Origin of the sequence: Lysinibacillus sp. FSL W8-0992 (assembly GCF_038008685.1) — a bacterium.
Lineage (GTDB): Bacteria > Bacillota > Bacilli > Bacillales_A > Planococcaceae > Lysinibacillus.
The window spans coordinates 3220645-3234699 of the sequence record NZ_JBBOZQ010000001.1 but is presented as its reverse complement, the minus strand read 5'-3'; the positions used below and the strand labels follow the sequence as shown (position 1 = coordinate 3234699).

Genomic DNA, 14055 nt, shown 5'->3' with positions numbered 1-14055 from the left:
TCCATATGCAAGCTGCGTAATCTGAATTTAATAGAAAGAATCTATAGAAAGGAAGATTAACGCATGACAATTATAGGGATGTTGCATCATCGTCTAGATCCTAAAACTGTTCTCAAGTCATATGCATATGCAGCAGTTGCAAAAGCAGAAGGGGTAGAATTTTTTTACTTTACACCTAGAAAGGTAAACTTTGACAACCGTACTATCGATGGGAAGGTATTAGAAGATGGGCAATGGCATGAAAGAGTGATGCCCTTTCCAGATGTCATTTATAATGCTGGAAGTCCAGAAAAATTATCGGTGTCAAAAGATATTATAGAGAGATTGAAAAAGGAAATACCGTTTACTACACATTCTATAGGGAATAAATGGAATGTTATGGAGCGGTTAAAAGAAGCCAAAGAATTTGATAAATATATTATTCCTACAGAAATAGTAAAAAACATCGATGTATTTCATAGCTATATTGCCCATCATAAAAAAATAGTATTTAAACCGATTGATGGTCGGAAAGGTAAAGGAATTTACTTCATTATAAAAATAGGGGATACATTCGAGGTAAGGCAAAATAGCGATAACCGTATGTATTCAAAACCCCAGTTAAACGCATTAGTAAATGAACTACTTGCTACGGGAACATTTATTATGCAGCCTTATATTCAATCGAAAATGAAATCGGGTCAAGTATATGACTTTCGTCTTCATGTGCAAAAAAATGGTGAGGGAAAATGGGTTGTGACGACTGTTTATCCACGAATAGCGCCACATGGCTCAATTATTCCTAATATAAATAACGGGGGATATACAAATTATTTAGATCCATTTTTGGAGCAGGAATTTCAGGAAGAAGCTTTTAATATACGACGAATGTTAGAGCATTTTTCATTATCTTTGGCACGCCATTTAGATGACATTCAGATGACGAAGTTTGGAGAAGTCATTGATGAAATTGGAATCGATGTTGGGCTAGATTCACAGCAAAGAATTTGGGTTTATGAAGTAAACTGGCGTCCAGGCTGTCCACCAGCATTTTATTTAGAATTAGATGTCGTGATCCATTCAATTCGCTATGCAAAATACTTAGCAGAAAACCACCAACATGTAAAAAAAGCGAAGGTCAAACAAAAACCAAAACTTGTAGATGCTAAACCAAAACCAGTAGAGCAAAAGCCTAAGGTTGTAGAGCCTCAGCCTCAGCCTCAGCCGGTAGAGCCAAAGCCAAATTATGTAGAAGCAAAGACCGACAAACCGATTATTGCAATTACTGGAAGTGCAGGAAAGACAACATCGAAGGCATTTTTAGGATCTATATTATCTAAAAAATGGAATGTATTCGAATCTAAAGATTATTGGAATACGACTGAGCATACTAAAAAACATGCTGAAGAAATTAATGAATCCCACCAAGCCGTCGTTCTTGAATACGGAATGGCCTATCCAGGGATTATTACGAATCACTGTAGCATTATTCAACCGAATATTAGTATCGTTACGAATATCGGTCTTGCCCATGTTGGTAACTTCGATGGTGATGTGAGACTAGTGGCGAAAGCGAAATCAGAATTGATTCAAGGTATGGACCAACAAGGGTTACTTATTTTAAATAAAGATGATGATAACTCGAAATATTTATTGACTGATCAATTTAAAGGGAAAATACTGACAACTGGAGTGAAGACGGAAGCAGACTATCGAGCTTACGATATTCAATATAAAGAAAATGGCATGTCCTTTAAAATGAAACTCCAAGGGCAGGAAATCCAATTATTTATTCCAATATTAGGAGAACATCATGTATATAATGCGCTAAATGCAATCGCGGTTGCGGATTATTTAGGGTTTACGCCACAGGAAATAAAAGCCGGTTTACATTTCAAAAAACCTCCAAGAAGATTGACGGTTTATAACTGTCGTGAAAATATAACGGTTATAGATGACACTGTGCATTCCCATCCTCAAGGTGTAAGGGCTGCTCTTGAAGTACTGACAAATGTCGGTAAGAAAAGGCGGATTGCAATTATTGGTCAGATGCGAGAACTAGGAGATTTAAGAGAAGAAGAATATCGTAAATTAGGTGAATATATTGCTGACCAAAGTATTGATCTTTTAATTACTTATGGGTTCAGGACCGAAGAAATTGGTGCAGCAGCAAAGGCTAAAGGAATGAAACAAGAGAACATATATCATTACACGAACAAAGATCAATTGCATGCCTTGCTGGAGGAACTGATTAAGCCTGATGACACGATTTTAGTGAAGGGTGCAAGTAAAACTAATATGTTTGAAACGGTTAAATTTTTAGATAAAACATTTAAAGCATAAATAACATAACCCGAGCAGTTGCCAAATTGATAGGTCAACTACTCGGGTTGTTTATGTTTGTGCTGTATTTAAAATGATATGTACTAATTGAATGTCGTACTTGGATGTGTAATTTTAGAGCGGATGTAGCAGGACGAAGCTACATCCGCAAAACTGATTCATTTGTAATCCTTACAAGTGTATTGAAAAATTTATAAGGCTTTTATTAGAAATTTGATTTCCTTAGCGGCTGTTATGGCATTATTTTTAGCTTGAGCTAACGATTTGCCCTCAGCAATAACGTAGGCATAGCGATGCCCCATCGATAATGGCGGGGTTAAAATTGTTCCTTTTCTAGGTTTTACATAGACATCTACAACACCTGTTGATTTTGATGCCCTTGTTCTTCCAATTACTCTTTCTAACACACCTTTACTTTCTACAATCACATATTTTGTGAAAATGTACTTATTATGGCGTGGGTTTACATTAGGTTGTTCACCTAAAAATAACTTAAGTGTTTCTTCCACATAACTAAATCCGAATGCAGCATGTAGCATGTTATTCATAGCGCCCCCTGAAATTCTAGGGTTTATTTCAATGAGCTTCCAACCGTTCTCAGTTAAGCGAAGTTCTAAATGCAATGTTCCATTTTCAATATCAAATACATCAACGATCGAATGGAGCACCTCTTCAATTCCTTTTTGAATATGCGGAGGCACTTCTGCCAGTACACCATAGCCAGTAATAATAAATCGCTTTCCTTGTGTGATTTCTTGTTCAATAATGCCAATCGTATGAACTTGGCTCTTATAAACAAGAGCTTCAACTAAATATTGAGGGCCATCAATATATTCTTCAATCATGATGGTTTCCCCGGGATTTTTGTTTTGGAGAAATGTAAGGTGTGTATCGAGTTGGTCTTTATTTGTCGCGAACAGTACGTCTTTAGAACCTGTTGATTTAGGTGATTTAACGATAAGTGGAAATACCATATTATTTGTAAATGATTCATGTGGTTTTTTTAGAACAAACTTAGGGGAATAAGGTTGATCCTTTAAAATATTCCTAGTTTTTTCTTTATCCTCCATCATTTCAATAGCAGATGATGACGTATAGTTTTGACAAAATTCATCACATAAAATAGAGGCAATATGAACAAAGGGGTCTACAAAACTAACAATTGATTTTATCTCTAATCCGGCATCAAACAAATTGTGAATTTCTTCTATCATATCTTCTATATTAGAGGTGTCGATAAGAACCATTTTATGAATGTCTGGGTAGGCTTTTCTCTGTTCTAATTGTTTTGTATTGTTTGTGAAGAGTACCGTAAAGTAACCCAACTTTTCTGCTGCTTTTATCGCTTCACGACTAGATCCAGATTTGTTTGTACCTATAAATATAATTGCCTTCAGTATAATCACTCCTTCAGTTGGCACTTGGATTATTAATATACATTTTATATATATGCTGTGAAATAGTTTTCTTCTAGTTATGTATCATGTTTACATCCAAGCAACTTTTGTGTCCATTCATATAATAGAAATGAAAGGAGTGTGAATTGATATGAAGCCTCTATCGGTGAAGAATTTAACAGCGATTACTGCAGGTAAATTATTGCAAGGGTCGGATGAGGTGCTGATCCAGTATGGCGCATATCGACTAAAACAAGTTAAAAAACCGTATACTGCACTTTTTACAAACAAACGCATTATCAACTGGAAAAGTCTAGAGTCACTATCCCCACTAGTACTTGTAACAGATCGTTTGTATAGTCAGCATGAAATTCCTCAAAAAGTAATCATCATTCAAGTAGAGAATGCAGATGAGGCCTACTGGAAGTTTGTACATTATTATCGTAGTCAATTTGAAATCCCTGTTATTGCAATTACCGGTACCTCTGGAAAAACAACAACGAAGGAGATGATTAAGCATATTCTTTCTGCCGAAAAAGAAGTTGCTGCAACTACTTTAAGCAGTAATTCTAGAACAGCTTCTTTGCAATATTTACTTAGCATCGATGATGAAACAGAAGTTGCAGTTTTTGAAACAGCGGTTGGATCACCTGGGGATGTAAGGAACGCAGGGAAGTATTTCAAGCCGACTATCGGCATTATTACCAATATTGGAGCCCACCATTTAAACTATTGTAAAACGTTAGATGGTTATATACAGGCAAAAGGTGAAATGGCTGAAATTGTGAATCCAGCAGGGTCATTAATTCTCAATGCGGAAGATGCGAATATAAAAAAAATCGATTTGTCGAAATTCAAGGGAGATATTATTAAAATCGGGCAGCATGCATCATGTGATTTTAAAGCAAGCCACATTCGGTATGTTGAAAATGGCATGCAGTTTACAATGCATCACAATATGAAAAAATATGACGTTTTCGTCCCTGGATTTGGAGAGCATCAAGTATATAATGCATTAGCCGCAATTGCTGCTATTAATGAATTAAATGTACCGATTTCGCTAGCAATTAAACAATTAGCGTCATTCAAGAAAATGAAAAAGCAGCTACAACTTTTTGAAAGCATTAATAATTCACTGTTAATAGACGATACTTGGAGTTTAACAACGACTTCATTAGAAGCAGCTTTAAAAGTCTTAAATTCAATAGGAGATGGCAGGAAAAAGATAGCCGTTATTGGAACGATTACCGATTTAGGATCGTGGGGTTATGTCATCCATGAGCAAGCAGGAGAGTTAATCAATCGTATTGGTGTAGATGTGCTTATTACAATAGGAGAGCACGCCCGTATTATGGCTGATCATGCAGTGAAACTAGGATTTAGTGACCCTGTTTATACTTTTAAAAATAGTACACTCGTCTATAAGTTATTACATGAAATAGTAGATGAAAATACAATTGTCCTGATAAAGGGAGATATGTATAGTAAACAAATTTCCGATTTGGCAGCAGATTTAAAAATAAAAAAATCATTTAGAGATACAAGGTAATGATGGATGCAATGGCAACAGGATAAATACTGTGTCACATGAGATCATTTAATAATATTGTATAGTAATCTACTAGAAAGGAGCGCTCTGAATAAAAGATAAAGTAAATCAACAAATAATAGTCGTTGCTAGAAATAGTGAAGGATACGCTCCTTTACCCAAACTTCTAGCTATCAATTTTCATACTATAATGAGAGGGGGGACGGAGTTAACGTGCAAAATATAAGTGTGACTGTGATTAGAAAGTTACTACAAGGGGTTTTAGTAAGCGGTTCTGAGCACTGGTTTGTCAAACATGCTATTTATTATAACCGCCATGATTTGACACAGAAAAATACACTAATGTTCATTAATAAAAGTGAGTCAATTAATTGGAAGGAAATCGACCATAAGGGGCCATCCCTCGTCATTTCAGATAAACCTTTAAGTGAACTTAAAAACGCATTCGAGAATACAACCGTTATTCAAGTAAAAAGTACTTTGCAGGCATACTGGAAGTTTATTGAATACTATAGAGGCCTTTTTGATATACCAGTTGTCGCATTAACCGGAACATGTGGAAAAACAACAACAAAAGAAATGATTAAACATATTGCAAGTAAAGATTGGAATGTGCAGGCATCAGTTAGTAGCAAAAATGAGCCTCGCCAATCTTTACCGTATTTAACGGGCATCGATAAAACAACGAAAGCAGCTGTATTTGAGCTAGGTCTGGGGAATACAGGTAACATTAAACATCAATGTATGATCTACAAACCGACAATTGGAATTATTACCAATATTGGTGTGCATCATTTAGATGGGTGTAAAAATCTTGAGGGCTATATAAAAGCAAAGTCTGAAATTTTAGAAGGGTTGTCGGAGGATGGCACGTTAATCATCAATGGTGATGATGAAAATACAAAAAAAGTACCTTTGCATAAGTTTAAAGGGAAAATTATTACTATTGGCGTTCAGCAACATGCAGATTACAAAGCTTCTAACATTGAATTTACGAACAACGGCATGAAATTTATCCTGCAAGTATCTAATGAAAAGTATACTATCTTTGTACCTGGTTACGGAGAACATCAAGTGTATAATGCGCTAGCGGCTATCGCAGCTATAAAGGAGATGGGAGTGTCTATCCAAACTGCAATCTCGCGTTTAAAAACATTTAAACCGATGGCAAGGCACCTGGAATTTTCAACTGGTCTCGGTGAAAGTACCATTATAGATGATACATGGACGAATAACCCAACATCGGTTGAAGCTGCTTTAAAGGTTTTAGATACGATAGGAAAAGATAAAAAAATAATCCTTATATTAGGTGATATAAAGCGATTGGGTCTTTTCGAAGAAAAGTATCATCGTGAGATTGGTTCTATGGTGGCACAGAGAGATGTTCAAATGCTTATTACGATTGGAAAAAGAGCTGAAGATATAGCAGCTCAAGCAAAAAAAGATGGAACAACTGCGGAAGTTCATATATTTAAAGATGTCACAGGTGTACTAGAAATACTTAAACCAAAACTTGATAAAGATACTATTGTATTAATAAAGGGCCCTATGTCTAGTCGATCCATGATTGAATTTGCTAATCAATTAAAGGAAAAATAGCCTTTTGTAAGGCCGTACTAGCGACTACTCATAAGTAGTTACTTATGCGAAAGAATCCTTATGTTGTAAGGTTCCGCTTATTATATCAAAAACATAGCATACAAAGCGTGGTAATTACACTGCTTGTATGCTATGTTTTATTATTTTTATAGAGTGAAGATAATACGTCGTGCTGTCAAATAGCAGCTGATTATCTTAAAATACGCGTTTTGCTGTTAAATAATGCTCTTTATAGTAATCAACAAAGAGTACTCTAGTAGTAACACCACTTGAAGTTGGAACGATGATACGCTGATCTCCAGCATAGATACCTACAAGGGAAGGGTTTTTTGACCCTTTTACACTATTAAAGAACACTAAGTCGCCCTTTTTTAAATTGGCACGTGATACCGTAGTTCCTTTAGCCATTTGTTCTTTTAGAGTTGTTGCGCCAAGTTTTACACCGCTCTTACGATAAACATATTCAACGAAACCAGGGGCTGTAAATTGTAAGCTTTGTTCTTTATTTAATGAGCTTATTGTTACTTTATTTTTATAAGTAAATGCATTTTCAACAACTGTATCGCCTTTCGTCGCAGGGTTAGCCGATAGTAATGTTGGTAATACTCTTCGTGCAGATACGTAGTTGTCAGTATAATAAGGCTTACTACTCATATCCGAAATGACGATATTTTGCTTGGAATCAGCCATATGAATAATTTTGTTATTTCCAATGTACATACCTACATGATCGGGGTCTGTGCCCGTTTTTTTACTTTTAAAGAATACTAAGTCGCCTTTTTGCAATTGGCTTTTAGGAACAAATGTCCCTTGCTGGATCATATAATTTTCATTATAAGTCCCAATATCTACTCCATTCTGTTCAAAAATATACATAATAAATGAAGCACAAGAAAACTTGTAAGGATATGTAGACTTGTAAACTGAATTACTATATGTAGCCTTACCAATTAAACTTTTTCCTGTTTGAATAAGTTGTTCAGCCTTTGCTGCGACAGCTTTGTCATTATGTTGTGCATTTGTCGTTGCAGCCTCAACTTTGATTGGTTCAATGGATGCTTGAACGATTCCGAATGAGCTAAATCCAATCGATAATGCTAGTGTAGTTTTTAAAAATTGTTTTTTCATGCTGTTTTTACCTCCTGTAAGCGAGCAGTAAATTCATATCTGTTTGCTTGCTGTTGCAATAATCGTAGCATGAAAAAGTAGGGGTTCTGTGAGGTAAATGTTTCCACAGGGAGCCGCACTTTATGTAAAAACCTTGATATATAAGGCTTTACCGCTTGAATTTACAGTTTCATTACAAATGTTTCAGTTTGATAAATAGTGCATACAAAAAACGCTAGCAACTATGCATTGTTACTCATAGAAACAATGCTAGGCAATGTGCTAATAGAGAAATAAAATAAGGGTAAAGAATGATATAAAAATAACTTTATGAGTCGAAGAGTACTTATAAAAGCACGTAGGTATAGGAATTTTTTTCGATGGCAGAGAATTTAAACAAAGAGGTTCAACACTTTAAACTGTAAATAAAAAAGCTGCCATTGAAGGCTGCTTTTTGAAAATTTAAATCGGCTGAATAATTTCTACTCGATTACCAAAAGGGTCTCTAAATTCAAAGCGCTCATAATTAGGAATTGGAACAGAATCAAGGATTTCGATATGATGCTCTGTTAATACTTTTTTCCAATATGCTACATCCTCTACTTGATAGGCAATATGCGCTTTCGTTGTTAGTCGATCAAAGCCGTCTTCTGTGCCAACATGTACTTCGTGATGACCAACTTGTAGCCAAAATCCACCACGCCCTTTAAGAGATTGTGGTTTCTCTATTTCTTTGAGCCCTAACACATGGCAATAAAAAACTTTCCCTTGCTCCTCGGTACCTTTTGGAATCGTTAATTGTACGTGATGTAATCCGACAATCATAGTAATCCTCCTCACTCATTCTTCATATAACTATATATTTTTACAAATTACTTAAAATACCTTTTCTGATTAGTAGATTGTTTTATTATTATGTCGTCAATTAGTCCATTTGAAAATTACTCAAAGTGTAACTTTGTACAGAAAAACTACTATATCTTCACAAAAGTTATACTTTTCAGAAAAATATATGTTATAGTAGGAAACATAATTGAATATTGTGTAAGAGTTGGTGCCAAATGAAAGTTTGGCTTAAAAGGGAAGTCGGTGTAAATCCGACGCTGTCCCGCAACTGTAAATCGGAGCAAATCACATATGCCACTTGGGAACTGGGAAGGCTGTGAGGCGTGTTGATGAGAAGCCAGGAGACCTGCCAATGTCTAGTACACACCAAATAACCTACGTGGAAATAGGTGGTGAGATGTGACCGAATCGGCACTGTGCGACTAACGAATATATACGATAATTAATATATTATCGTATCGCCTCGTCATAGCTAATTTAGATAGACAATAACTACCATTTTCCTAAAAAGGAAGATGGTTTTTTTTATTTTAAACCAGAGGAGAGAAGGAATATGACGTATACAACGACTGTAATAGGCTACCCATACATAGGGGAAGACCGTGAATGGAAAAAGGCATTAGAGGCATTTTGGAGAAATGAACTTACAGAAGAAGATTTCTTACAAAAAATTAAAGAAATTCGTCTTGCACGTATCGACAAGCAGCTTCATAGCGGTATAGATATTGTCACAGTTGGGGATTTCACACTGTATGACAGAATGCTTGATACAGCGATGATGTTTGGCTTAGTGCCAAAGCGTTTCGGCTGGCAAGGTGGAAAGATTGACTTACAAACGTATTACGCGGTAGCACGTGGAAATAAAGAAGCTGTTGCGAGTGAAATGACAAAATGGTTTAATACAAATTATCATTACATTGTCCCTGAATATGAAGGTCAAGCTCTGCAACTAACAGACAATAAAATACTTGCAGATTTCCTTGAGGTTAAAGAAGTATATGGCATTACTGCAAAGCCAACGCTAATTGGGCCATATACATTTTGCAAGCTAACAAAAGGTTACGATAAAGTAACACAAGTTGCGTTTATTTTAGCACTACTACCACTGTATGCGCAGATTATTCAAGAGCTAGTAACAGCCGGTGCTGACTGGATTCAATTAGAGGAGCCTGCATTAGTCACATCATTAGATGAGGCAGAGGTAAAACTTGTGCAAGAAATATATACACAATTAGCAGCCGCTGTACCAGAGGCTAATATTATGTTACAAACCTATTTTGAATCGTTATCAGCTTATAACACACTAATTGAACTCCCTGTACAAGGATTTGGCTTAGATTTTGTTCATGGCTATACGAAAAATATGGAGGCGCTACGTCAATTTGGCTTTCCACATGATAAAGTATTGGCGGTAGGAATTGTTAATGGACGAGATATTTGGAGGGCAAATTTAGCAGAGGTAAGTACAACAGTTAGGGCAATTGAACAGCTGACTAGTGCACAAGAGCTGTGGGTTCAATCGTCATGTAGCTTACAGCATGTGCCAATTTCGACCGCACTTGAAACAAAATTAGAGCCTGTCTTAAAAAATGCGCTTGCATTTGCTGATGAAAAATTAGCAGAAATATCAGAGGTGGCTAAGTATTTAAAAGAAAAAAATCATACGTCCAATCATACTATCTCTGAGAGCATGAAGGCAATTGAAGCATTAAAAAAACACCCCGTACGAAATAATCAGGCTGTTCAACAAGAAATACAAACGGTGTCGACAGAGGATTTTGAACGTCAAAATGATTTTAATGCGCGTCAGATTATACAACAACGTTCACTGCAGCTACCACTATTTCCAACGACTACGATTGGTAGCTTCCCTCAATCTGATGAAGTGAAGCGCACACGTAATGCATGGCGTAAAAAACAGCTTTCAGATGAAGCATATGCTGAATTTGTCGCACAAGAAACGAAACGATGGATTGCCATTCAAGAAGATTTAGATATTGATGTACTCGTGCATGGTGAATTCGAGCGTACGGATATGGTGGAATACTTTGGTGAAAAGCTAACAGGCTTCGCTTTTACAGAAAAAGCTTGGGTCGTTTCGTACGGCTCTCGTTGTGTAAAACCACCGATTATTTACGGTGATGTTGCATGGGAAGCGCCGATGACAGTGAAAGAAACTGCCTATGCACAAAGTTTAACAAATCGATATGTGAAAGGGATGTTAACAGGTCCTGTTACGATTTTGAACTGGTCATTTGTACGTGACGATATCGCGCGAAAAGATGTGACCTATCAAATTGCACTTGCACTAAGGAAAGAGGTTGAAGCATTAGAAGCGGCTGGCATTTCTATTATTCAAGTCGATGAACCTGCATTGCGTGAAGGCTTGCCTTTACGCAAAGAACATTGGGGCGCATATTTAGATTGGACAGTGAATGCTTTTAAGCTCGCTACGGCAAGTGTAAAGGATGAAACACAAATTCATACACATATGTGTTACTGTGAGTTCAATGATTTTATTGAACCAATTAGTGCATTGGATGCCGACGTTATATCTATAGAGACGTCACGCAGTCATGGAGAGCTAATTGCATCACTGCAAATAAACCCATATAAAAAAGGGATTGGATTAGGTGTTTATGATATTCATAGTCCTCGTGTGCCGAGCGAACAAGAAATGTTAAGTATCATGCAAGATAGCCTACAAGTATTATCGACAAATCAATTTTGGATCAACCCAGATTGTGGTTTGAAAACGAGAAAAGAACCTGAAACAGTTGCAGCGCTCACTCATATGGTTGCTGCAGCCAAAACATTACGTCAACAAGTACAGCAATCCACCTATTGATTGTAAATAAAAAAATATAGGAATAGAAAACGTTGAGTTACTAAATCCCCTGAGAGACGAAAATTCTCAGGGGGTTTTGTCTGTATATAGGACAGGACGGTCTTGTTTAGAAAATTAATTAAAAGTAATCTTAGTAGGTTAACTGAAAATTTTAAAATGAATCAGCAAAATCAATGTTGTAAAGATAAGGATTATAAATGACCATTCGGCAATAAATCACTTTACGAAGTTTTGAATGTTTTTACGGATATATGCAAGGTTTATAGTACACTAATAAGGTTTACTTCAGTAAAATAAGGTATATTATATTTGGTGAATAGATTCTTCTTTAAGGATAAGAAAAGTAGGTGAACAAAGTGGGGAAATATCAATTGGATACTAAAGGTAAGGTAGCTGTGGCAAAGTATCATGAAAAAAACAAGCCTACCAAATTTGATAAAAAGCAGCAAATTGAAAAAATACGTGCAGAGTATTTAAAAAAGAAGCAAGATCAAACAGAAAAATAATAGAAATGAAAACATAGGGAGACTTAATCTATTTTAGGTAAACGGCGCTTGAAGTCTTTTCGAAAAAGGATTTAAGTTTTATTCTATAAACTAAAACCTATAGTAGGGATATCGTCAAAAAATGCGGATTTACAACATTCAGAAATATGTATAACCGTCGATAGTGCAACATCGTTCCAAATACAACGAAAGCATTGCTATGACTGACTTTTGGAGAATGTGCATAAAAACTTCTATAAACAAAGTAAAGCCACGAAACGTTGATATACAACATTCGTGGCTTTTTCATGTGCTCCAAACTTTCATCGGGGAACGTTATTTTGTATAGGTATTTCTGTAGATAATAAATAAAAATTAATCATATGTAATAAAGTCTGATAATTTGTAATAAAGTCCAATAATTAGTAAAAAAGGTGTGATACAATTACATTGACAAGATGGGTAATGAAACTTCAACTAATGGGCCATTGAATTGAATACCATCTACACAAGACCTTCGATCCAACAAAGACTTCAGATAAAGAAAACATGGTGATCTCAAATCATTTCGTGTTATGAAACAGGATGAAAACAATAAAAAGTTTAAAGGAGAGAAATAAAAATGAGTGTAGAAATTTATAATGGAGAACGTTCTGAAGAAAGTATTCAATTTGAAAAATGGATAACTTTGCAAGGTAATAAAAAAAGTTTTTCTAGTATTGAAAACACCGAAAATTTCCTTAAACAAAGGGGAACTGAAAATACTAAGCCCTATATTATTGGGGATGATGTTACATTTTTAAGTGATGTGCAGGAGCGAACATTCGAGGGCATGCAAGTCTTCACATTAAATGACCAAAAGTCCTCGAAACAAAAAGTTATTTTTTATATACACGGAGGTGCTTGGACGAGTCAACCTTTAAATTTACACTGGTTGTTCATGGATAATATGGCACAATCTTTAGATGCAAAAATTATTGCTCCTATTTATCCTAAAGTACCTCATTTTAACTATAAGGATACCTATCCGAAAATCCTCAACCTATATAAAGAAATTCTTGAAACTGTTGAAAGTATTAATCAATTGACTATCATGGGCGATTCGGCTGGCGGAAATATCTCACTTGGTCTAGCCCATCTTTTAAAGATGGAAAATCTACCTCAACCGAAAGATATTATTTTATTATCTGCATGTGTTGATATGAGTTTGGGCAATCCTCTTATACCTGAATATGATGAAAAGGATCCTCTGTTAGCTCGTGAAGGAATGGAAGTAATTACAAAGATATGGGCAGCTGATAAAAGTGTAACTGACCCATTAATTAGCCCAATTTACGGTGACTTTAAAGGACTTGGGAAGATCACTCATTTTATTGGAACACACGAGGCTTTATATCCAGATGGCATGATATTTGATGAAAAACTAACAGAACAAGGAATTGAAATCAATACTTTTGTTTATCCTCAAATGATTCATGTGTTTGTTGTTATGCCAACCCCTGAAGCCAAAGATGCACAACAGAAAATTATTAATATAATTAGTAACTAAGTGTTTTCTTTTAGTCATGGAACAGTTGTTTTATATTTAAATAGTGACAGGTTAGCAGGCAGTAGGTAGAAATCACAAACTTAATATTCAACATTCGAGCGCGATTACAAGAATCAGCGCTCTTTTTCATTAAAGGGCAATATACTTGAATAAGTTCTAAAACCATTATTGGATATTTATGTAATAGAGGTATTTGTAGAGTTTTTGGGAATGATGTGAATCACCGTATTTCATAGTTAATAGGTGGGTTTCAAGTAGGTAATAAATCTGAAGCTGTTTAAAGTAAATACCACGGGGTATTCAAAATATGTAACAGGATAAAGTTAGTGCAAGCTCGAAAAAGCCTTGTGGAA

The 14055-nt window shown here is 35.6% G+C and carries 9 protein-coding genes and 1 riboswitch; of the genes, 6 read left to right on the top strand and 3 right to left on the bottom strand.

Annotated elements, in window-relative coordinates:
* Positions 1-63 precede the first annotated feature (63 nt).
* Positions 64-2322 carry a YheC/YheD family protein gene (locus NSQ74_RS16280; protein ID WP_340824696.1) on the top strand — a complete coding sequence of 753 codons (2259 nt, stop codon included), beginning with the start codon at positions 64-66 and terminating at the stop codon, positions 2320-2322.
* A gap of 191 nt (positions 2323-2513) precedes the next feature.
* Here NSQ74_RS16280 and NSQ74_RS16275 read toward each other — a convergent pair whose 3' ends face one another.
* Entirely contained in the window at positions 2514-3719 is a 1206-nt protein-coding gene (locus NSQ74_RS16275; RefSeq protein WP_340826484.1) for an ATP-grasp domain-containing protein, read from the bottom strand.
* A gap of 151 nt (positions 3720-3870) precedes the next feature.
* Between NSQ74_RS16275 and NSQ74_RS16270 the strand changes: the two genes are divergently transcribed.
* On the top strand, positions 3871-5268 hold the full coding sequence (locus NSQ74_RS16270; RefSeq protein ID WP_340824695.1) for a Mur ligase family protein: 1398 nt from the start codon (positions 3871-3873) through the stop codon (positions 5266-5268).
* A gap of 213 nt (positions 5269-5481) precedes the next feature.
* Entirely contained in the window at positions 5482-6867 is a 1386-nt protein-coding gene (locus NSQ74_RS16265) for a UDP-N-acetylmuramoyl-tripeptide--D-alanyl-D-alanine ligase (RefSeq protein WP_340824693.1), read from the top strand.
* A 195-nt stretch (positions 6868-7062) separates the two neighbouring features.
* On the opposite strand, the gene NSQ74_RS16260 is transcribed toward NSQ74_RS16265, so the two are convergent.
* Both NSQ74_RS16260 and NSQ74_RS16255 read right to left on the bottom strand, forming a co-directional pair.
* Positions 7063-7995 carry a C40 family peptidase gene (locus NSQ74_RS16260; protein ID WP_340824691.1) on the bottom strand — a complete coding sequence of 311 codons (933 nt, stop codon included), beginning with the start codon at positions 7993-7995 and terminating at the stop codon, positions 7063-7065.
* Positions 7996-8436: 441 nt separating this feature from the next.
* On the bottom strand, positions 8437-8799 hold the full coding sequence (locus NSQ74_RS16255; RefSeq protein ID WP_340824690.1) for a VOC family protein: 363 nt from the start codon (positions 8797-8799) through the stop codon (positions 8437-8439).
* Between the two features lie 210 nt (positions 8800-9009).
* Positions 9010-9188: riboswitch (cobalamin riboswitch) on the top strand.
* 185 nt (positions 9189-9373) lie between these two features.
* Between NSQ74_RS16255 and metE the strand changes: the two genes are divergently transcribed.
* From metE to NSQ74_RS16240, 3 genes are all read left to right on the top strand, one after another.
* Positions 9374-11668, top strand: coding sequence for a 5-methyltetrahydropteroyltriglutamate--homocysteine S-methyltransferase (gene metE / locus NSQ74_RS16250; RefSeq protein WP_340824688.1), 2295 nt, complete (start codon positions 9374-9376; stop codon positions 11666-11668).
* A gap of 356 nt (positions 11669-12024) precedes the next feature.
* The gene (locus NSQ74_RS16245; protein ID WP_340824686.1) at positions 12025-12174 is read left to right on the top strand and encodes a hypothetical protein; all 150 of its coding nucleotides are present in this window, start codon (positions 12025-12027) and stop codon (positions 12172-12174) included.
* A 601-nt stretch (positions 12175-12775) separates the two neighbouring features.
* Positions 12776-13702, top strand: a complete 927-nt coding sequence (locus NSQ74_RS16240; protein WP_340824685.1) for an alpha/beta hydrolase — start codon at positions 12776-12778, stop codon at positions 13700-13702.
* Positions 13703-14055 lie beyond the last annotated feature (353 nt).

Coding starts and splice junctions, on each gene's coding strand:
- NSQ74_RS16280 (WP_340824696.1), top strand. CDS start 64: ATGACAATTATAGGGATGTTGCATCATCGTCTAGATCCTAAAACTGTT.
- NSQ74_RS16270 (WP_340824695.1), top strand. CDS start 3,871: ATGAAGCCTCTATCGGTGAAGAATTTAACAGCGATTACTGCAGGTAAA.
- NSQ74_RS16260 (WP_340824691.1), bottom strand. CDS start 7,995: ATGAAAAAACAATTTTTAAAAACTACACTAGCATTATCGATTGGATTT.
- NSQ74_RS16255 (WP_340824690.1), bottom strand. CDS start 8,799: ATGATTGTCGGATTACATCACGTACAATTAACGATTCCAAAAGGTACC.
- metE (WP_340824688.1), top strand. CDS start 9,374: ATGACGTATACAACGACTGTAATAGGCTACCCATACATAGGGGAAGAC.
- NSQ74_RS16240 (WP_340824685.1), top strand. CDS start 12,776: ATGAGTGTAGAAATTTATAATGGAGAACGTTCTGAAGAAAGTATTCAA.